The organism is Clostridium sp. AT4, assembly GCF_001517625.2.
GTDB lineage: Bacteria > Bacillota > Clostridia > Lachnospirales > Lachnospiraceae > Enterocloster.
The window spans coordinates 1-19,767 of the sequence record NZ_LN999826.1; the positions used below are offsets into that span (position 1 = coordinate 1).

Below are 19,767 nucleotides of genomic sequence, written 5' to 3' on the forward strand. Positions count from 1 at the left end.
GTGGGGGTGTAGCTCAGTTGGGAGAGCACCTGCCTTGCAAGCAGGGGGTCAAGAGTTCGAATCTCTCCATCTCCACTCGCCAAGCATGAGAATGCGAGGCGCACATGTACCTTGAAAACCGCATATTGAACAAAAAGAATTGAATATTCAATCGAATATCAAGACATCCGAGGCCATACATGAGAGTGTATGGAAACAAACAACAAATTTGTAAACCTAGAACCAAAGGATGCAACGCTATGCATCTAAAGATAAGTAGCCCGCACCCGCAGGCGAACATCGTTTGGTCAAGCTATAAAGAGCGCAGGGTGGATGCCTTGGCACTAAGAGCCGATGAAAGACGTGATAAGCTGCGAAAAGCTTCGGGGAGGAGCAAATATCCATTGATCCGGAGATATCTGAATGGGGAAACCCGGCTGAGCAACCCTCAGTCACCGTACAGTGAATCCATAGCTGTGCGGAGGGAACCCGGTGAACTGAAACATCTAAGTAGCCGGAGGAAAAGAAAGAAACATCGATTCCGGGAGTAGCGGCGAGCGAAACCGGAGGAGCCTAAACCAGCGTGCGTGCATGCTGGGGTTACGGACTGCATAAGTGAGCTGATTCGTTAATGGAACGGGCTGGGAAGCCCGGCCAGAGAGAGTGAGAGCCTCGTACATGAAAGCGATAGGCAGCGGCAGGATCCAGAGTACCGCGGGACACGAGAAACCCTGCGGGAAGTCGGAGGGACCACCCTCCAAGGCTAAATACTCCTTAGTGACCGATAGCGCATAGTACTGTGAAGGAAAGGTGAAAAGGACCCCGGGAGGGGAGTGAAAGAGAACCTGAAACCCTGTGTTTACAAGCTGTGGGAGCACGTTAAGGTGCGACCGCGTACTTTTTGTAGAACGGTCCGGCGAGTTGCCGGCGCTGGCAAGGTTAAGCGGTAAAGCCGTGGAGCCGAAGGGAAACCAAGTCTCAAATGGGCGTAAAGTCAGCGCAGGCAGACCCGAAACCGGGTGACCTATCCATGTCCAGGTTGAAGCGGAAGTAAAATTCCGTGGAGGACCGGATCCACATCCGTTGAAAAGGGTGGGAATGAGGTGTGGATAGGGGAGAAATTCCAATCGAACCCGGAGATAGCTGGTTCTCCTCGAAATAGCTTTAGGGCTAGCCTCGTATTAGTTTAGCGGAGGTAGAGCACTGAATTCCTAAGGGGGCGTCAAAGCTTACCAAGGGATATCAAACTCCGAATGCCGCATAAATGATGTACGGGAGTCAGACTGCACGAGATAAGTTGGGCAGTCGAAAGGGAAAGAGCCCAGACCTACAGCTAAGGTCCCAAAGTGTGTGTTAAGTGGAAAAGGATGTGGGATTTCAGAGACAACCAGGATGTTGGCTTAGAAGCAGCCACACATTCAAAGAGTGCGTAATAGCTCACTGGTCGAGAGGTCCTGCGCCGAAAATGTCCGGGGCTGAAACACAACACCGAAGCTTAGGAACGAGAGATCGTTGGTAGAGGAGCATTCTTAAAGGGGCGAAGCAGTACCGGCAAGGAGCTGTGGACTTTTAAGAAGAGAGAATGCCGGAATGAGTAGCGAGATGGAGGTGGGAATCCTCCAGGCCGAATATCCAAGGTTTCCAGAGTAAAGCTGATCTGCTCTGGGTAAGTCGGGGCCTAAGGCGAGGCTGAAAAGCGTAGCCGATGGACAACAGGTTGAGATTCCTGTACCGCGTATCATCAGAACTGTGGGGACACAGAAGGACAGCACATCCCGGGAATGGGAAGACCGGGGCAAGCAGGGTAGGAGTCAGGCAGGCAAATCCGTCTGGCAATCCGAAGCTGTGATGCGGAGCGAACAGAAGTAGCGAAGTGTGCGATTCCGGCTGTCAAGAAAAGCCGCTATTGTGTGATACGTGCCCGTACCGTAAACCGACACAGGTAGATGAGGAGAGAATCCTAAGGCCGGCGGGAGAAGCATTGTTAAGGAACTCGGCAAAATGACCCTGTAACTTCGGGAGAAAGGGTGCCTGGGAAACCAGGCCGCAGAGAATAGGCTCAAGCAACTGTTTAGCAAAAACACAGGTCTATGCAAAACCGTAAGGTGAGGTATATGGGCTGACGCCTGCCCGGTGCTGGAAGGTTAAGAGGAGAGGTTAGAGCAATCGAAGCTTTGAATTGAAGCCCCAGTAAACGGCGGCCGTAACTATAACGGTCCTAAGGTAGCGAAATTCCTTGTCGGGTAAGTTCCGACCCGCACGAAAGGCGTAATGATTTGAGCGCTGTCTCAACAATGCACCCGGTGAAATTGAAATACCAGTGAAGATGCTGGTTACCCGCGCCAGGACGGAAAGACCCCATGGAGCTTTACTCCAGCTTGATACTGGGATTCGGTACTGCATGTACAGGATAGGTGGGAGGCTTTGAATCATGGACGCCAGTCTGTGAGGAGCCGCTGTTGGGATACCACCCTTGCGGTATTGGATTTCTAACCTGCAGCCATGACCTGGCTGGGGGACAATGTCAGGCGGGGAGTTTGACTGGGGCGGTCGCCTCCGAAAGGGTATCGGAGGCGCTCAAAGGTTCCCTCATAATGGTTGGAAACCATTAGAAGAGTGCAAAGGCATAAGGGAGCTTGACTGCGACACCGACGGGTGGAGCAGGTACGAAAGTAGGACTTAGTGATCCGGTGGTATGAAAGTGGGATTGCCATCGCTCAACGGATAAAAGCTACCCTGGGGATAACAGGCTTATCACTCCCAAGAGTTCACATCGACGGAGTGGTTTGGCACCTCGATGTCGGCTCATCGCATCCTGGGGCTGTAGCAGGTCCCAAGGGTTGGGCTGTTCGCCCATTAAAGCGGTACGCGAGCTGGGTTCAGAACGTCGTGAGACAGTTCGGTCCCTATCCGGCGCGGGCGTAGGATATTTGAGAGGAGCTGTCCTTAGTACGAGAGGACCGGGATGGACAGACCGCTGGTGTACCTGTTGGCCTACCAAGGCCATGGCAGGGTAGCCAAGTCTGGACGGGATAAACGCTGAAGGCATCTAAGCGTGAAGCCCCCCTCAAGATGAGATATCCCATCGCAAGAGTAAGACCCCTTGAAGACGACGAGGTAGATAGGTCAGAGGTGGAAGTGCAGCAATGCATGGAGCTGACTGATACTAATCGGTCGAGGGCTTGACCAGAAGGTTTAGGGAAAACGGTTGTGGCTTGGTTGTTCAGTATGTGGTTTTGAAGGTATGTATGAATGAGTGTGAGACCGCCTGAAAGGGCGGTTTTTTCGTGTGTAAAAACATATAAACAGAAAATGCTCCTTGATGAAATAAGGCGTTGAGTGATATAATTGTTACTGCTGAAAATGAAATTTATGGAGGAAATAAATGGAGAAAAAGAAACGATCTTTTCAGATGCCACACACCTATATTATTATTTTTGGGGTGATTCTTGTGGCGGCAATTTTGACGCTTTTTATCCCTTTGGGACAGTATGACACAAAGGCGATTACCTACACTGTGAATGGGGAGGAAAAGACCCGAACAGTAGTGGATCCGGACAGCTTCCGTTATGTACTGGATGAAAACGGAGATAAAGTCACCCAGGCAGCACCTCTTTTTGGCACAGAGAGTGTAGGAGACCGGGGAGGTATCCTGAACTATGTTTTTGAAGGTCTTACCACAGGAGATAAGAGTTCCGGCGCTGTGGGAATCATCGCATTTATCCTGGTGGTAGGAGGAGCCTTTGGCGTTGTTCTGCGGACGGGTGCCATTGAAAGCGGCATTATGCGTGTGATCGATCTGACGAATGGAAAAGAAATTCTTCTGATTCCGATTCTGATTACCCTGTTTTCACTGGGAGGAGCAGTTTTTGGAATGGGAGAAGAGGCAATTCCCTTTGTAATGATCCTGGTTCCCATGTTTATTGCTATGGGATATGATGCGATCGTAGGCATCATGTGCAGCTATGTGGCAACTCAGATTGGCTTTGGTAGCTCCTGGCAGAATCCATTTGGTCTGGCTGTGGCACAGGGAATTGCCGGAGTTCCGGTTATGTCCGGCGCATGGTTTCGTATCCCGCTGTGGATCTTTTTTACAGTCCTTACAATTGTATTTACCATGCGGTACGCGGCAAGGATAAAGAAAAATCCGAAATTATCTGCAGCCTATGAGTCCGATCAGGAGTATCGCGAGGAATTTGCAAAACGGGGCAGAGATGAGCTTCCCTTTACTTTGGGGCACAAGCTGGTCATCCTGGATGTATTTTTGTGTATCATCTGGACCATCTGGGGCGTAGTGGAAAAGGGGTATTATATTCCGGAGATAGCCTCCCAGTTTTTTGTAATGGGCCTTGCGGCAGGCATCATTGGCGTTGCATTTCACTTAAATGATATGAGGCTGAATGATATTCCAAGAGCCTTTGACCATGGAGCGGCAGATCTTCTGGGAGCGGCTCTCTGTGTAGGTATGGCGCAGGGGATCATTATCATTCTGGGTGGTACAGATCCGTCTCAGGGAACCGTTCTCAATACTATTCTTCATACGCTCAGTGATGGGATGAAGAATTTCCCGCCAGTGATTTCTGCCTGGTTTATGTATCTGTTCCAGTCGGTGTTCAACTTCTTTGTTGTTTCCGGTTCCGGGCAGGCAGCGCTCACTATGCCGATCATGGCGCCATTAGCAGATCTGGTAGGCGTGGAGCGTCAGGTGGCAGTCGTTGCTTTCCAGCTGGGCGATGCCTTTACGAATTTTATTGTTCCGACATCGGGCTGTCTGTTGGGAGCCCTTGCCGCAGCCAGGCTGGAATGGGGCCAGTGGGCGAAATTTCAGATCCGTTTTCAGGCGTTGCTTGCAGCCTGCGGTTCTGCAGCTGTGATTCTTGGTGTGCTTACAGGTCTGTCATAAGACAGGGAAAGGAGAGCGGGTATGGAGCTTTTGATCATTATTGTTCAGGAATTGGATTTTCCCAGGCTGTCCAGTGCATTTATCCACAATCATGTACTGGCAACTAAATTCTGTACAGAAGGACTGTATCTGAATAAACGAAATATTACTTTGATGGTATGTATTCCAAAAGAAAGAGAAGAGGAAATACTGGGCTATATCCGCAGCAGCTGTACCGAGCGGGAAGAGGAGCGCCTGGTCAGTGAATTTAACGGTATGACAATGGTGGATGTGACAAAAGGAGTAAAGGTGGGCGGAGCTACCGTATTTTTTATAGATATTGACCGGATGCAGAAGTTTTAATCTCCGTGCCTTTACATCATATGCAGGTCGTGATAAGATGAAACTGAAATGTGTAAAAGGATGGAACTTACATGGATCTTTCATTCGCCTTTTTCTGGAAACAGGTTCTTGGAAGTCCGGCTTTAATGATCACTGTTTTTCTGACCCTGTGTGTGATCTTCGTAAATGGGTGGACGGATGCCCCCAATGCCATTGCGACCTGTGTTTCTACACGGTCTATGGATGTGGAGCTGGCGATCATCATGGCAGCTGTCTGCAATTTTGCCGGAGTAATGGTGATGACTATGGTAAATTCTACCGTGGCCATGACCATTACAAATATGGTAAATTTTGGGGGAGATAATCATCGGGCTCTCATAGCTCTCTGCGCGGCTCTGTTTGCCATTGTGGCATGGGCGGTGTTGGCCTGGTATTTCGGCATTCCTACCAGTGAGAGCCACGCTTTGATCGCAGGGCTCTCAGGCGCTGCCATTGCAATGCAGGGTGGCATTTGGGGCATCAATGGCAGTGAATGGATCAAGGTCATCTACGGACTGGGACTTTCGACGGTTTTGGGGTTTGTTCTGGGCTTTTTTGTCTGCAAGCTGGTATCCGTTTTGTGCGGGAGATTCGACCGGAGAAGGACAGACGGTTTTTTTAAGGGAGCTCAGATCGGAGGAGCGGCAGCTATGGCTTTTATGCATGGCGCTCAAGATGGGCAGAAGTTTCTGGGGGTACTGCTTCTTGGAATCTGTCTGTCCGAAGGAAATGACAATGCAGCAGGGATCCGGCTTCCTGTATGGATGATGCTCCTCTGTTCTCTGATCATGGGGACAGGAACCTCGATTGGGGGAAAAAAGATTATTAAATCAGTAGGGATGGATATGGTAAAGCTGGAAAAATATCAGGGATTTTCTGCTGATCTGGCTGGAGCGCTGTGCCTGCTTTTATCCTCTGTGTTTGGGATTCCTGTGAGTACCACTCATACAAAGACAACGGCTGTAATGGGCGTGGGAGCGGTAAAGCGGCTGTCGGCTGTCAATTTTCAGGTCGTAAGGGAAATGATGCTGACGTGGGTACTGACCTTTCCAGGCTGCGGAGTGATCGGGTTTCTGATGGCGAAGCTTTTTATGGTATTGTTTTAGGAAAAGCAGAATGCTTGGGAGGGAAAATGTCAAAAAAAAGCGACAATTATTATTTTAAGAATTTCGTGATCTGTGCAGAGTACGGGGAGGAGGCTGCCCGTATGCTGGAACGGAATTTAAAAGAGTTTGACGTGACCCATTTATCAGAAAGGCTGGATGAAATCCATGGAATCGAACATGCCGCAGATCAGAAAAAGCGTGAGATGCTGGCGGCCCTGGTAAAGGAATTTATCACACCGATCGAACGGGAGGATATTATCCTGCTCAGTGAGGCAATCGATGAGGTGACCGATACGATTGAGGATGTGATGATCCGGCTTTATATCAACAATATCCGTATGATCCGTCCGGATGCGGAAGCATTTGCCCATTTGATCACACGCTGCTGCAAAACCTTAAGCAGGCTTATGGAGGAATTTAAAAACTTTAAAAAGTCAAAAAAGCTTTATGGACTTATGGTGGAACTCCATACACTGGAAGGAGAGGGAGACCGCCTTTTTATACAGGCTATGCGCAGGCTGCATACAGAGGGTTCGGATCCTCTGGAGGTAATTGTCTGGAGAGAAATCTATATTTATCTGGAAAAATGCTGTGATGCCTGTGAACATACGGCAAATGCGGCAGAACGTGTCATACTGAAGAACACCTGATACACGGCAGAAAGAGCAGAAGCGGAAGTTTGGTAAAATTTACTTAAGAGAGAGAAATATTTGGTAAACGGATTTGAACGGAGGAAAAAATGCCTGCCGGTCAGATCCGTTTTTTGCTGCTATATATTGGAAAAGCGTAGAAAATAGTCGGATTTTTGAAATGACCGCGGGGATAACAAAAGAAGGTAAACACAAAACCTGGAAGATGAATGGTAAACCAATAGGGAGAAATTAGGTAAACAATAGAGACGCGTGTAAGAGAAATGAGAGTTGCATAAATACGGTGATTCGTACAATGTGTACAAAAACATTATATATAAATTGTGTAAAATATTAGAATATAAGAAAATAAATAAAAAAGTATTGACAGGAATTATCAAAAACACTATACTCAAGCCATAGGTAAACCAATTTACCAAAGACAACAGATACAGCTGTACGGGATATCACAAAGTAAAAAAGAAATACGAATGGTAAACAAAAGTAAACCTGTTCGGGGAGGACAGGGTGACTGTTCGCAGATTAAGGATTGACAGATCTGTGACAGATTCAGAAAGGATGAGGGAAAAATGACAGGGATTATCATAACAGGACATGGCCATTTTCCAACCGGGCTTTTAAGCGCGGTAAGTCTGGTGGCAGGTAAGCCTGAAAAGGTAGAAGCCGTTGATTTTACAGAGGGGATGAGCTCCGAAGAACTGAAAGGGCAGTTAAAGGAGGCAGCAGACCGTCTGGAGGAACAGGAGATTCTGATTTTAGCAGATCTTACCGGAGGAACGCCTTTCAATATGGCAGCCGCTGTTAAGATGGAAGAGACAGAGAAGCATTTTGCAGTAGTTTCTGGTGTCAATATGCCTGCGCTTGTGGAAGGTGTATTTTCAAGAGTGATGTACGGTTCTTTAGAAGAGCTGGCAGCAGGTGTGATGAAGGCGGGAAAAGAGGGACTTTGCAGTCTGGAAGCTCTGGCAGACGAGGAAGAAGAGGAAGCGCCTGAGTTTGAGGACGGCCTGTAAGATACCGGGGCAAAAGCCGGAAGATAAGGAGGAGGACGAAGTGATAAAGACGATTCAGGTTGAACCGATTAAGAATCGGGAGCATTTTTTGAATATGCCCTTCCTTACAAAGGAAGAGGTAAAAACAGCCATGGACCGGGTAGTGAAGCAGACAGAGCTGAATATGGAGTATTTCGGCACACGCTTCCCATGGCCAGCTGCAAAACAGGGTACATATGAGATCATTGACAACATCGAATGGACAGACGGCTTCTGGACCGGTCTTTTATGGCTCTGCTACGAGTACACCAAGGATGAGAAGTTCAGGAAACGTGCTGAGGAAAATATGGCTTCTTTCTTAAATCGAGTGGAGAAGCGTATTGAACTGGATCACCATGATCTGGGATTTCTTTACATTCCTTCCTGTGTGGCAGGATATAAACTGACCGGTTCTGAGACAGGAAAGCGGGCTGGAATTCTGGCGGCAGACAAGCTGATGGAGCGTTTTCAGGAAAAGGGAGGCTTCATTCAGGCGTGGGGAGCACTGGGAGCCAGAGATAATTACCGTCTCATTATTGACTGTCTTTTGAATATCCCTCTGCTTTACTGGGCAACGGAGACAACAGGAGATAAGAAGTATGCAGACGCGGCAAAGCGCCACTATGAAACAGCCTGCAACTATGTAATCAGAGACGATGCTTCCGCTTATCATACATTTTACTTTGACCCGGAGACAGGGGCTCCTTTAAAGGGTGTAACACGTCAGGGCTACAGTGATGATTCTGCATGGGCAAGAGGACAGGCCTGGGGTATCAGCGGTATTCCATTTAATTACCGCTACACAAAGGACGAAAGCGCATTTAACTTGTTTGAGGGCATGACGAATTATTTCTTAAACCGTCTTCCGGCTGATGATGTGTGCTACTGGGATCTGATCTTCGGAGACGGCTCCGGACAGTCCAGAGATTCCTCAGCAGCGGCTGTGGCTGTGTGCGGTATGCATGAGATGATGAAGTATCTGCCTGAGACGGATGAAGAGAAGGAAACCTACCGGAGAGCCATGCACGGCATCCTGCGTTCTCTGATTCAGGGATATGTAAATCCGGATATGCATCCGGGAGCACCTATCCTGCTTCATGGCGTTTACTCCTGGCATTCCGGTAAAGGTGTGGATGAGGGAAATATCTGGGGAGATTATTTCTATATGGAAGCTTTACTGCGGTTTTATAAAGATTGGCAGTTATACTGGTAAAAAATGGAGGATTTAAAAATGGCAGAACCAAATATTGTAGCATTTCGTATTGATGAGCGTCTGATCCACGGACAGGGACAGCTCTGGATCAAGGCTTTAGGTGCAAATACAGTAATCGTTGCAGATGACGGCGCAAGCGAGGATCCTATGCAGCAGATGTTAATGAAGGCAGTTGTTCCAAAGACCATTGCCATGCGTTTCTTCTCTGTTCAGCATACCTGTGACGTGATCATGAAGGCTTCTCCCAAGCAGACCATTTTCATTGTCTGCAAGACTCCGGCAGATGCGCTGCGTCTGGTAAAGGGCGGCGTTCCGGTGAAGGAGATCAATGTGGGAAATATCCACAGAGCTCCAGGGAAAGAGGAGATCAGCAAATATATCGCTCTGGGCGAGGAAGATAAGGCTGCTTTAAGAGAGCTTCGCGATTCCTATGGAATTACATTCAATACAAGAGCAACAGCATCCGGTGACGACGGTTCCGGAAAGGTCGATCTGAATAAGTATTTATAAAGGATACAGGAGGGAAAAAAAGTGACTATTTCAATTACGCAGTGTGTTTTGATCGGTCTGTGGACCGCATTCTGTCTGGCAGGTATGCTGTTCGGTATTTATACGAACCGGTGTCTGATTATGTCTGCAGGCGTAGGTCTGATCCTGGGAGATCTTCCTACAGGACTTGCAATGGGAGCTGTCGGTGAGCTTGCATTTATGGGATTTGGCGTATCTCAGGGCGGATCCGTTCCGCCAAACCCAATGGGACCTGGTATCGTAGGAACCATTATGGCAATTACCATGAAGGATTCCGGCATTGATACAGGCTCTGCCCTGGCATTATCCTTCCCGTTTGCAGTCGCATTCCAGTTCGTGATCACAGCTACTTATACATTTGCAACGACTCTGACCGGTCTTGCATACAAGGCATTAGACCGCAAGGATTTCAGAGGCTTTCGTCTGGCAGCCAACGCTACCGTATGTATTTTCGCTCTGGTAGGCTTTATCATCGGCTTTGGAGGAGCATTCAGTGCAGAGGGACTTCAGAAGGTTATCTCCCTGATTCCTGCATGGCTGAGCACCGGCCTGGGAATGGCTGGAAAGATGCTTCCTGCCATCGGTTTTGCCATGATCTTAAACGTAATGGCAAAGAAGGAGCTGATCCCGTTCGTGCTTTTAGGCTACATTGCAATTGCGTATATGAAGCTTCCTGTAATGGGCGTGGCAATCCTGGGAACAGCAATCGCGCTGCTGGTATTTTTCAATGCCGGCAGAAAGGGTGAAGATTCAGTAGAAGAAGTGGAGGTTGAGTTTGAAGATGGCATCTAATCGTTTGGAAAAGAAAGATTATTTAAAAACGTCTCTGCGCGCCTTTTTCCTGCAGAACGGATTTAACTATGGAAACTATCAGGGCCTTGGCTATGCCAATGTAATGTATCCGGCTCTTCGCAAGCTGTACAAAGATGATGACGATAAGCTTCAGGAAGCATTAAGGGAAAATATCGAGTTCTTCAACACAAATATCCATTTCCTTCCATTTATTACCAGCCTTCATCTGGTTATGCTGGAAAATAAGACTCCTTCCAAGGAAATCCGCAATATCAAGATGGCCCTCATGGGCCCTCTGGCCGGTATCGGCGATTCCCTGGCTCAGTTCTGTCTGGCGCCTCTCTTTGCAACCATCGGCGCATCCCTGGCACAGGAAGGCCTGATCATGGGACCGATCCTGTTCTTCCTGGGAATGAACCTGGTGCTGTTAGCCTTAAAGATCGCGACCGGTATGTGGGGATATAAGGTAGGAACCAGCATTATCGAAAGCCTGAGCACCCGTATGGAGCAGATTTCCAGCGTGGCAAGCATGATCGGCGTAACCGTTATTTCCGGACTGGCTGTAAACTTTGTAAAGATTACAACGCCAATCCAGTATGTGGCGCAGATGCCTGATAACCAGCAGAAGATCGTTGCAATTCAGGACATGATTGACGCTATTGCGCCAAATCTGCTGCCTGTATTATTTACAGGTCTGATCTTCTACCTGATCAAGGTAAAGAAGTGGACCACTTACAAGTTAGTTGTTTTAACGATCATCATCGGCGTGGTACTGTCCTGCCTTCATGTGATCGCATAAAAAAGGATTCCAAAAGGGGAGATTTACCCAGGGGAGACGCATTTCGGCGGCTCCCCTGTTGGTGCATTAAAAGGAGAAAAAATGACAGAGGAAAGAAAGAAGATTCTCGCCGCCGTGACAGAACGGGCAGAGAATTTTGTAAAAGGATTTGATCCGGAGTTTGCAGCTGGTTATATGAAAAAACGGGAGGAAGCAGAGGCGGAAGAGCTTCTTATACGGGCCGGGGAGCTGATGGATCAGACCTTTGTGTTTGCAGATAAATGGGATATGGAGCCATGCAGAGAGCCCTATACCCTGACAGAGATGGAGTGGCAGAGGACGCCAAACGGGGATCCGGAGTGGATATTTATGTTAAACCGCCATGATTACCTTCATAAGCTTATGATGGCCTATTACCTGACAGGAAACGAGGCTTATACAGATAAGCTGAAATGGTATCTGTTTCACTGGATGTGTCATAATCCCATACTGCCTGAAGGCTCTGACAGCACCCGTACCATAGATACGGGAATCCGCTGTATGAACTGGGAAGATCTGATCCTCCATCTGGCAGGAAACGGGATGCTCACGCAGGAGGAGCTGGATGAGCTTCTCTTAAAGCTGGATGAGCAGTTTGAAAATTTAAGACAGCGTTACATCGGGAAATATACCTTAAGCAACTGGGGGCTTCTTCAGACAACAGCGATCTGCGAGGGTTATCTGCTGTTCGGAGACAGTCTTTGTCATCCTGATACGGGAAAATGGGCCTGGCAGGAGTTAAAGCGCCAGCTTGATTTGCAGGTTATGGATGACGGTTCCCACTGGGAGCAGTCTGTCATGTACCATATGGAGGTACTTTTGGCCTCCATGCGGCTGATGAAATGGAAAGAACTGGAAGAAAATAATCTGTGTCCAGAGAGATACAGAAGCGATTTTCCGGAGGAATGGGATTGGCTGAAAGCCCTTATAGAGAAAATGAGCCTCTATGTGCTTTATTGTGCCGGTCCAGATCACAGGCAGCCGGCCCAGTGTGACAGTGACCGGACTGATGTAAGGGACATTATGGTAAAGGCGTCTGTTCTTACTGGAAATAGCGTATTCCGGTTTGGCGGATATGAGGCTCTGGATCTGGAAAGCCTGTGGCTTTTTGGACGAAAGGGAGCGGAGCGGTATGAAGCAGCTGTATCCCGGGAGCCGGAGCGCCTGGACTATCATGCCCAGGATACAGGTAATATCTATATACGGAGCAGCTGGAAAGAGGACGCAAACTACACATACCTTTCCTGCGGCCCTCAGGGAAGCGGTCATGGTCATGGGGATCTGACGCACATTTCCCTGTACTATCAGGGAAAACCATTTTTGATTGACAGCGGCCGGTATTCCTACCGGGAGGATGAACCGCTGAGGATGGAGTTTAAAATGCTTCAGGCCCACAATGTCTGTGTGGTTGACGACGGTTCTTTGATCCGTCCGGACGGTTCATGGAGCTTTCATTCCTACGGGGATTGTTTTAAGACATATTACCGGGAAAAGGAAGGAATCTCCTACTGCGAGATGGCTTACCGCGGAAGGCTTGCAAACGGAGAAGGCTGTCTGGTTACGAGGAAGGTTATGACAGCAAGAGAGGGGCTGTGGCTGATTGTCAATGATATCTGGTGTGAGGGAAAGCATACGGTAAGAGAATATTACCATCTTGATCCAGATGCAGAAGCAAGGGCGGCAGAAGATGAGATTCTCCTTACAAACGGATCTGTACAGTTAAAGGCGCTGGGAGAGCAGCAGGAGCATGGGCCATGGACCCAGCCGGTTCCGATTCCATTTCAGCTGGAAAGCTGTAAGGTTTCACTGGAGTACAACCGACTTTCGGATAGTATGTGTCTGGTAAAAGAAGGAAGCTTTTCAGACTCTTTTGTAAGCAGCAGTGCTTTCTGTGGGGCCGGAGTACAGGTTTCGGCTTCTGAAGTATATCAATTTGGGGCTGGGGAGCCGGTATCAGACGGCCGTGTCACTGCCAAAACTTTCCATCTGTCAGAGGAAGAATCCTGGACCTTTTTAGTATGGAACCGTGAGACCTTCCGGGGGGGAAAGATGTATGAGTGCAGCGGAGTCCCTGTTTATGGAAAGGCGGGAGCTGTCCACAGACTTGGAGGAGAACAGACCTGGATTCGGCTCAGAAATTAAAAAGAGCGCCGGGAAAGCATTTCCCAACCCGTTTTTTTGTGGTATAGTAAAGTATAAGTTTGGTAGAAGATTGGAAGAACAGAGCATGAAAAAACTGACGATAAATGAAATTGCGGAAAAAGCAGGCGTGTCCAAGACAACCGTGTCTTTTTACCTCAATGGAAAAGCCAATAAGATGTCTGAGGAAACCCAGCAGCGGATTCAGCAGATTATTGATGAAACCGGGTATGAGCCCAGCGCGGCGGCCAGAGCCATGAAGGCCAAAAGCAGCGGTCTCATTGGCGTGATCTTAAAGGATGCGGCAGATCCCTACTGTGCCAGAGCCTTAAAGGGAATGGGAGAGGCAGCCGGTGAGACGGAGTATCAGATTCTTATTGGAAGCAGCGGCTATACCTTTAAAAACGAGCGGGAGCATGTGGAACGGATGTTAAAAGCAGGGGCAGAGGGATTTATCATTCAGGCCACCTACCGGTTTGGAATGCTGGCTGGCGAACTGGAAAAAAAGCGCAAGCCCATTATCTATCTGGAGGCCAAGCCCTATGATTTTAAAGGCAGGTATGTGAAGGGAAATAATTATGACTGCGTCTATCAGGTGATTACAGAATGTATCAAAAAGGGATATGGAGACTTTCTGATGATTTCTGATGGTGAGAGTTCTATGGGAACTGCCTTCGAGAATACAGCCGGTTACAGAGATGCCTTACAGGATGCAGGACTGGAGGGGAGAACCCTGTACGTTCAGTCCGGCGCACGGTCGGCTCAGATTTTTGAGGCCTTAAAGGATGAACTGGATTTAAGTCTCCATACCCTGATCTATGTAGCGGCTCCAGAACTTTTAAAGGCTGTTTTTCAGGCGCTGCGTTCCCTTCCGGATTATGAACGCCTTTTTCCTGAGCATCTGGGGCTCATTGGCTTTGACCCCGAAGGCTGGACGCGGATGACCAGCCCGCCGGTTTCCGCTATTATCCCCCCGGCGCAGGAAGAGGGAAAACGTGCCATGACAGAGCTTTTAGAGCTGCTGGACGGAAAAAAGAAGGATACAGAGGTTGTGTTTAAGAATATTGTGAAATGGAGAGGGACTACGGTCTGAGCGCCATAAAAATGAGGGTATCGCCCAATCATTATCAAATCAGATGATTGGGCGGTACCCTCGTTTTATACATTTATACATGAAAAAATTCAGAGAAACTCTGTTGGCAGCCAGTTTATCCTGCAGGGAATTACAGAGTACCTTTCTGAAGGATGATACATCCGTAGAGTGCAGTTTCACCAGTAGCTACTACAGCATAAGCATGTTCTGCAGCCTTATAGAAATCAAAACGTTCAATCATACCGATACAGTCATCACCACGGGGGTCATGGCGCCGGACGATCTGGCGGTATTCTTCCCAAATGGGGGTGGGTATGTCTTTGTCACATTCCTGTTTGTCCATGATCAGAACTGGAGCTTTTACAGAAGCGTCCAGAGGGAAAAAATGCAGAATCGCGTCTAAAAGTTCTGTAGCCCGTACTCCATCAGCTCTCACCAGCATACTGTGGCGGGCGCTGGAGGCGGAGGGATAAAACGCGTCTCCAATGACCAGAGTATCTCCATGACCCATTTCTGCAAGGACTTTTAAAAGATCAGGGGAAAGACAGTTTGGAATTCCTCTTAACATAATGTGTACCTCCGTAATCGTTATTTTAACTGCCGGTATCATTTGCAGGCAGCAGTTTGATGATAAAAGTGGTTATTTCTGTCTCTGACTACAAAATAGCACAGCCGTTAAAAAAAAGCAAAAACAAATTATGAAACAGAATGAAACGGAATGGAAAAACGGCTGATTTTCAACACAATATCCAACAAGATAGATAAAAGAATGTGAAAAGTGTACATTTTAGTATCATGACGTTATGATTTTTTTACAATAGTTTTTCCAAAATCTGATAGTAAATTTTACATTTCTTTTTTTATACTTATATTCATCCGATCCGGTGGGCTGAAATCTAAAAAAGGGTATATCTTTGTAATGTTTATTTTAACAGCCGGCATGGTTTGCAAGCGGCAGTCAAATGATAAAAGGCAAAGGAATTTATGAAACAGAATGAAACGGAATGAAAAAACAGCTGATTTTCGACACAATATCCAACAAGACAGATAAAAGAATGTGAAAAGTGTACATTTACTTTGTGCAAAATGTGTGATTATATAGAAATATAAAGAAGAAATGGAACGAAATGACCAAAAATAGGCGGATGAAACAGAACCCGCAGAAAGGGAAGCGGATGGCCGTAAACGTAAGAGAAATTGCAAAAAAAGCCAATGTTTCTGCTGCAACTGTTTCAAGAGTGTTACATCAATCGGAGCAGGTAAAGCCGGAAACCAGAAAAAAAGTGGAAGAAGCGATGAGACAGCTTCAGGTAACAGCAGGGGAACTGGTACGCAGTGCCAGGATGGATACCAGAATTGTGGGAATTCTGGTGCCAGATCTGTCCAATTCCTTTTTTTCAGAGTGCATTTTGGGAATCGAAGAATATGCCAGGGAAGCGGGACTGACCACCATTATTTGCCATACGAAGGAGTCCGACCAGGAAGAAGTGAGGTATCTTCGGATGTTAAAGGAAATGCATGTATGCGGGATCATTATGACTCCCACATCCGATGATAATGACTATATGAACAATGAGTATTTAAATCTTTTGATCGACATGAAAATTCCGGTAGTTTTACTGGACAGGGATGTGAAATACTCTCAGCTGGACGGTGTATTTATTGATAATGAAAATGGGGCCTTTAATGCAGTGAAGCTTCTTTTAGAAAACGGGCATCGCAATATTGCCATGATTTCTGGCCCTTTAAATACGGTGCCGGGGCGTGGAAGAGAAGAAGGCTACCGCAATGCATTTGAATTTATGAATGTACCCTTAAGGGAGGAATTGATCTATGAGGGGCATTTTAGTATTCAGGGAGGCAGAGAGGCCACGGAAATGATATTAAGGGAACATCCGGAGGTAACGGCTATTTTTTCTTCTAACAACCATATGACGATCGGCTGTCTTTCCCGCCTTTTTGAGGAAGGGCTTAAAATACCGGAGGATATGGCGGTGATAGGATTCGATGACATTCCGATCCTGAATCAGCTTGGCTATGAAATTACGGTGGTAGGCAGGCCCACCAAAGAGATGGGACATCAGGCTGTTAAAATTCTGGCTAAAATGATGAATGGAAAACGCACTGATATGACGCGGAGAATCATTCTGATTCCCAAGCTAATTATCCGCGGTTCGGAACGGCTGTGCAGGCCGGCAGATTAAACAGGAAAAGGAGAATGACAGGTTATGAAAAAAGTGGCGGTGATTGGAAGCTTTATTGTGGATCTTATGGCCAGGACGCCTCATCTTCCAGAGCCGGGAGAAACGGTGATGGGAAGCTTTTTTAAGGCTGGACCGGGAGGTAAAGGAGGGAATCAGGCAGTGGCTGCCAAGCGGGCAGGAAGCAATCTGGTATACTCCACAAAGATTGGTAAGGACAGCTTTGCAGAGATTGCCAGGGCCTCCTTTGCGGAAAACGGGATTTCCATGGATTATGTGTTTGAGACGGAGAAGGCTGCCACAGGAGCGGCACTGATTTCTGTGGATGAAGTTACCTCCCAGAATGAAATTATCGTGATTTTAGGAGCCAGCGCCACTTATGAGGAGGAGGATCTGGAAAAGCTTAAGGAGGCACTTTCAGGCTGTGAATACCTGCTTCTTCAGATGGAGATCAATCGGGAGGCTACAGAAAGATTGATTTCCATGGCCTACGATATGGGGATTCGTGTGATTTTAAATCCGGCGCCGGTACAGCAGCTTTCAGAAGAGTTATATTCTAAGCTGTATCTGGTAACGCCTAATGAGGTGGAAGCCAGAATCCTTACAGAAATTGCCTGCGATGACATAGAAGGGTGCAGGCAGGCGGCCAGGGCATTTATGGAAAAAGGCGTGGAGCGGGTGATCATCACCATCGGCAAGCGGGGCGTGTATTATTATGACGGAGAGACCGAGGAAATCATTGGAAATTATAATGTGAAAGTGCTTGATACCACCGGAGCAGGAGATGCGTTTAACGGAGGACTTTTAGCAGGGCTCAGTCAGGGAATGGAGCTTCTTTCTGCAGCTCGATATGGAAACGTGGTATCGAATCTTGCGGTGACGAAGCTGGGAACGGCCCCTGCTATGCCAACAAAGCAAGAAATAGACGTTTTTATTGAAAAAGAACAGATTAAATTTTAAGGAGGGGAATAGAGCATGAGTTCAATCACATTGAAGAACATTCATAAGGCTTACGGAAAGGACGTGATCATTCCGGATCTTAATTTTACCATTGAAGACGGTTCCTTTACTGTATTGGTAGGACCTTCCGGCTGCGGAAAATCAACCACCTTACGGATGATCGCGGGACTGGAAAAACCCACATCAGGAGAAATTTTTATTGATGATGAAAACGTAGTGGATGTAGATCCGGGCAAGCGGGGCATCGCTATGGTATTCCAAAATTATGCATTATACCCCACCATGTCCGTGCGGGACAACATCGAATTTGGATTGAAGAATAAAAAAGTGCCGAAGGAAGAGAGAAATAAACTGATTGCCGATGTGAGCGAGGTTGTTGGCCTGACGCCGTATCTGAGCAGAAAGCCATCTGAACTGTCCGGCGGACAGAGACAGCGTGTGGCATTGGCCAGAGCCATGGTAAAAAATCCCAAGGTATTTTTGATGGACGAGCCTCTGTCCAACCTGGATGCCAAGCTGCGTCAGCAGATGCGTGTGGAGCTGATTGAACTGCACAAGCGTTTGGGAACTACATTCATTTATGTGACCCATGATCAGGTTGAGGCTATGAGTATGGGAGATAATATTATCCTTATGGATAAGGGCATTATTATGCAGCGCTCTACGCCTAAGGAAATGTATCACAATCCCCAGAATGTCTACACAGCCCAGTTTATTGGTACGCCGCCCATGAATATTGTGAGCAATATGGTGAAAGGGATCCGGGTGGGATTCAGGCCGGAAAAGACTTCCCTCATTGATCCGGGAGACGCTGTCCTTTCCATTCAGGGACGGATCATTACCAAGGAACAGCTGGGAGCTGAGATGAACTATTCGATTGAAACGGCCTTTGGAAAGGTGATGGTAAAGACGGAGGATGATATTGAAGGGCAAGAATGCCGTCTGTACATCCGGGAAAAGAATGTCTTTGCCTTTGGGGAGGACGGAAACCGCATTCCTGTGACAGAGGAGATTAAAAAGGCTTTGGAACAGGTGGAGAAAGGGGTGTAGAGTATGGAGGATAAAAAAGGTTCTGTAAAACAGAAGGGGAACTTTTGGAATCATGACCGCAAGGATGCCTTAAAAGGCTATCTTCTGATTTTTCCATCCATTCTGCTTCTGGGGATTTTTACGATTTACCCTATTTTTTACCTGCTGGACTCCAGCCTTCGGGATGGAAGCCTTTTAAGTAAAAAGAGGGAGTTTGTAGGCCTGGAAAACTTTATCACTCTGTTCAAAAGTGTGGATTTTCACACGACTCTGAAAAATACGTTTATTTATTCCGTTGGTCTGGTGGCAATCCTTATGGTACTGGCTACTTTGCTTGCTGTATGGGTGAATGGAAAAGCTCAGAAGCGTTTAAACAGTGTGACATTAGCAGCAGTGTTTACCCCTCATATTATTTCTCTGGTTTCTGTATCTACGGTATTTTTATGGATCATGGATCCCCAGATTGGAGCAATCAATTATGTGTTGCGCACATTGGGCTTAAAGCCCTTCCCATTTTTAGCCAGCAGTAAAACTGCATTGGCATCTCTGGTAGGCATGATGGTGTGGAAAAGCCTGGGATATTATTCACTCTTAATTCTGGCGGCTCTGCAGGGAGTACCAAAGGACATTTATGAGGCTGCCGAGATTGATGATACACCCAAAATCCGTACATTCTTTCGGATTACCCTGCCTATGATCAGTCCTACTCTGTTTTTCACTACGATTGTGGCTACCATCAGTTCCTTTCAGGTGTTTGAGACGGTAAATCTGATGACTCAGGGAGGCCCGGTGAACTCCACCAACACGTTGGTATACCAGATCTATTCGGATGCTTTTAAGTACTTAAAGCTGGGACCGGCGACGGCAGAGGCAGTAGTGCTTTTGACTATGGTAGGAATTTTAACCTTCCTGTATTTCTTCTTCCTGGGCAAGAAGGTACATTATCAATAAAAAGGAGGCTGCGAC

At 47.4% G+C, this 19,767-nt stretch carries 16 protein-coding genes, 1 tRNA gene and 1 rRNA gene; 17 read left to right on the forward strand and 1 reads right to left on the reverse strand.

Annotated elements, in window-relative coordinates:
- Positions 1–2: 2 nt before the first annotated feature.
- The 13 genes from BN3656_RS01900 (at position 3) to BN3656_RS01960 (ending at position 14,611) form a co-directional block, all read left to right on the forward strand.
- Positions 3–75, forward strand: a tRNA-Ala gene (locus BN3656_RS01900).
- A gap of 210 nt (positions 76–285) precedes the next feature.
- A 23S ribosomal RNA gene (locus BN3656_RS01905) occupies positions 286–3,169 on the forward strand.
- 195 nt (positions 3,170–3,364) lie between these two features.
- Positions 3,365–4,882, forward strand: coding sequence for a putative basic amino acid antiporter YfcC (gene yfcC, locus BN3656_RS01910; protein WP_066543562.1), 1,518 nt, complete (start codon positions 3,365–3,367; stop codon positions 4,880–4,882).
- 21 nt (positions 4,883–4,903) lie between these two features.
- Positions 4,904–5,224 carry a cyclic-di-AMP receptor gene (locus BN3656_RS01915; protein ID WP_066543564.1) on the forward strand — a complete coding sequence of 107 codons (321 nt, stop codon included), beginning with the start codon at positions 4,904–4,906 and terminating at the stop codon, positions 5,222–5,224.
- A 71-nt stretch (positions 5,225–5,295) separates the two neighbouring features.
- Positions 5,296–6,348 (forward strand): inorganic phosphate transporter, encoded by a 1,053-nt coding sequence (locus tag BN3656_RS01920; RefSeq protein WP_066543566.1) that lies wholly within the window; start codon positions 5,296–5,298, stop codon positions 6,346–6,348.
- A 26-nt stretch (positions 6,349–6,374) separates the two neighbouring features.
- Positions 6,375–6,998 carry a DUF47 family protein gene (locus tag BN3656_RS01925; protein WP_066543568.1) on the forward strand — a complete coding sequence of 208 codons (624 nt, stop codon included), beginning with the start codon at positions 6,375–6,377 and terminating at the stop codon, positions 6,996–6,998.
- A 569-nt stretch (positions 6,999–7,567) separates the two neighbouring features.
- A complete protein-coding gene (locus BN3656_RS01930) occupies positions 7,568–8,011 on the forward strand; it encodes a PTS sugar transporter subunit IIA (RefSeq protein ID WP_066543569.1) in 444 nt (147 codons plus the stop codon).
- A 40-nt stretch (positions 8,012–8,051) separates the two neighbouring features.
- Entirely contained in the window at positions 8,052–9,242 is a 1,191-nt protein-coding gene (locus BN3656_RS01935; RefSeq protein WP_066544006.1) for a glycoside hydrolase family 88 protein, read from the forward strand.
- An 18-nt stretch (positions 9,243–9,260) separates the two neighbouring features.
- Positions 9,261–9,752 carry a PTS system mannose/fructose/N-acetylgalactosamine-transporter subunit IIB gene (locus tag BN3656_RS01940; protein WP_066543571.1) on the forward strand — a complete coding sequence of 164 codons (492 nt, stop codon included), beginning with the start codon at positions 9,261–9,263 and terminating at the stop codon, positions 9,750–9,752.
- Positions 9,753–9,773: 21 nt separating this feature from the next.
- Entirely contained in the window at positions 9,774–10,562 is a 789-nt protein-coding gene (locus BN3656_RS01945) for a PTS sugar transporter subunit IIC (RefSeq protein WP_066543572.1), read from the forward strand.
- Positions 10,552–11,361, forward strand: coding sequence for a PTS system mannose/fructose/sorbose family transporter subunit IID (locus BN3656_RS01950; RefSeq protein WP_066543574.1), 810 nt, complete (start codon positions 10,552–10,554; stop codon positions 11,359–11,361). The genes BN3656_RS01945 and BN3656_RS01950 overlap by 11 nt, the downstream gene beginning before the upstream one ends.
- A gap of 81 nt (positions 11,362–11,442) precedes the next feature.
- A complete protein-coding gene (locus BN3656_RS01955; protein WP_066543579.1) occupies positions 11,443–13,521 on the forward strand; it encodes a heparinase II/III family protein in 2,079 nt (692 codons plus the stop codon).
- Between the two features lie 85 nt (positions 13,522–13,606).
- On the forward strand, positions 13,607–14,611 hold the full coding sequence (locus tag BN3656_RS01960) for a LacI family DNA-binding transcriptional regulator (protein ID WP_066543580.1): 1,005 nt from the start codon (positions 13,607–13,609) through the stop codon (positions 14,609–14,611).
- 130 nt (positions 14,612–14,741) lie between these two features.
- Here BN3656_RS01960 and BN3656_RS01965 read toward each other — a convergent pair whose 3' ends face one another.
- Positions 14,742–15,179 (reverse strand): RbsD/FucU domain-containing protein, encoded by a 438-nt coding sequence (locus BN3656_RS01965; protein WP_066543581.1) that lies wholly within the window; start codon positions 15,177–15,179, stop codon positions 14,742–14,744.
- Between the two features lie 577 nt (positions 15,180–15,756).
- On the opposite strand from BN3656_RS01965, the gene BN3656_RS01970 reads away from it, so the two are divergent.
- Genes BN3656_RS01970 through BN3656_RS01985 form a run of 4 tightly spaced genes read left to right on the forward strand, consistent with a single transcriptional unit; the run spans position 15,757 to position 19,752 of the window.
- Positions 15,757–16,815: a LacI family DNA-binding transcriptional regulator gene (locus BN3656_RS01970; protein ID WP_167544848.1), complete on the forward strand. Its 1,059-nt coding sequence runs from the start codon at positions 15,757–15,759 to the stop codon at positions 16,813–16,815.
- A gap of 24 nt (positions 16,816–16,839) precedes the next feature.
- Complete coding sequence (rbsK, locus tag BN3656_RS01975; protein ID WP_066543583.1) at positions 16,840–17,772, forward strand: ribokinase; 933 nt, start codon at positions 16,840–16,842, stop codon at positions 17,770–17,772.
- A gap of 15 nt (positions 17,773–17,787) precedes the next feature.
- The gene (locus BN3656_RS01980) at positions 17,788–18,822 is read left to right on the forward strand and encodes an ABC transporter ATP-binding protein (RefSeq protein ID WP_066543584.1); all 1,035 of its coding nucleotides are present in this window, start codon (positions 17,788–17,790) and stop codon (positions 18,820–18,822) included.
- Positions 18,823–18,825: 3 nt separating this feature from the next.
- A complete protein-coding gene (locus BN3656_RS01985) occupies positions 18,826–19,752 on the forward strand; it encodes a sugar ABC transporter permease (RefSeq protein WP_066543586.1) in 927 nt (308 codons plus the stop codon).
- The last annotated feature ends 15 nt before the right edge of the window (positions 19,753–19,767 follow it).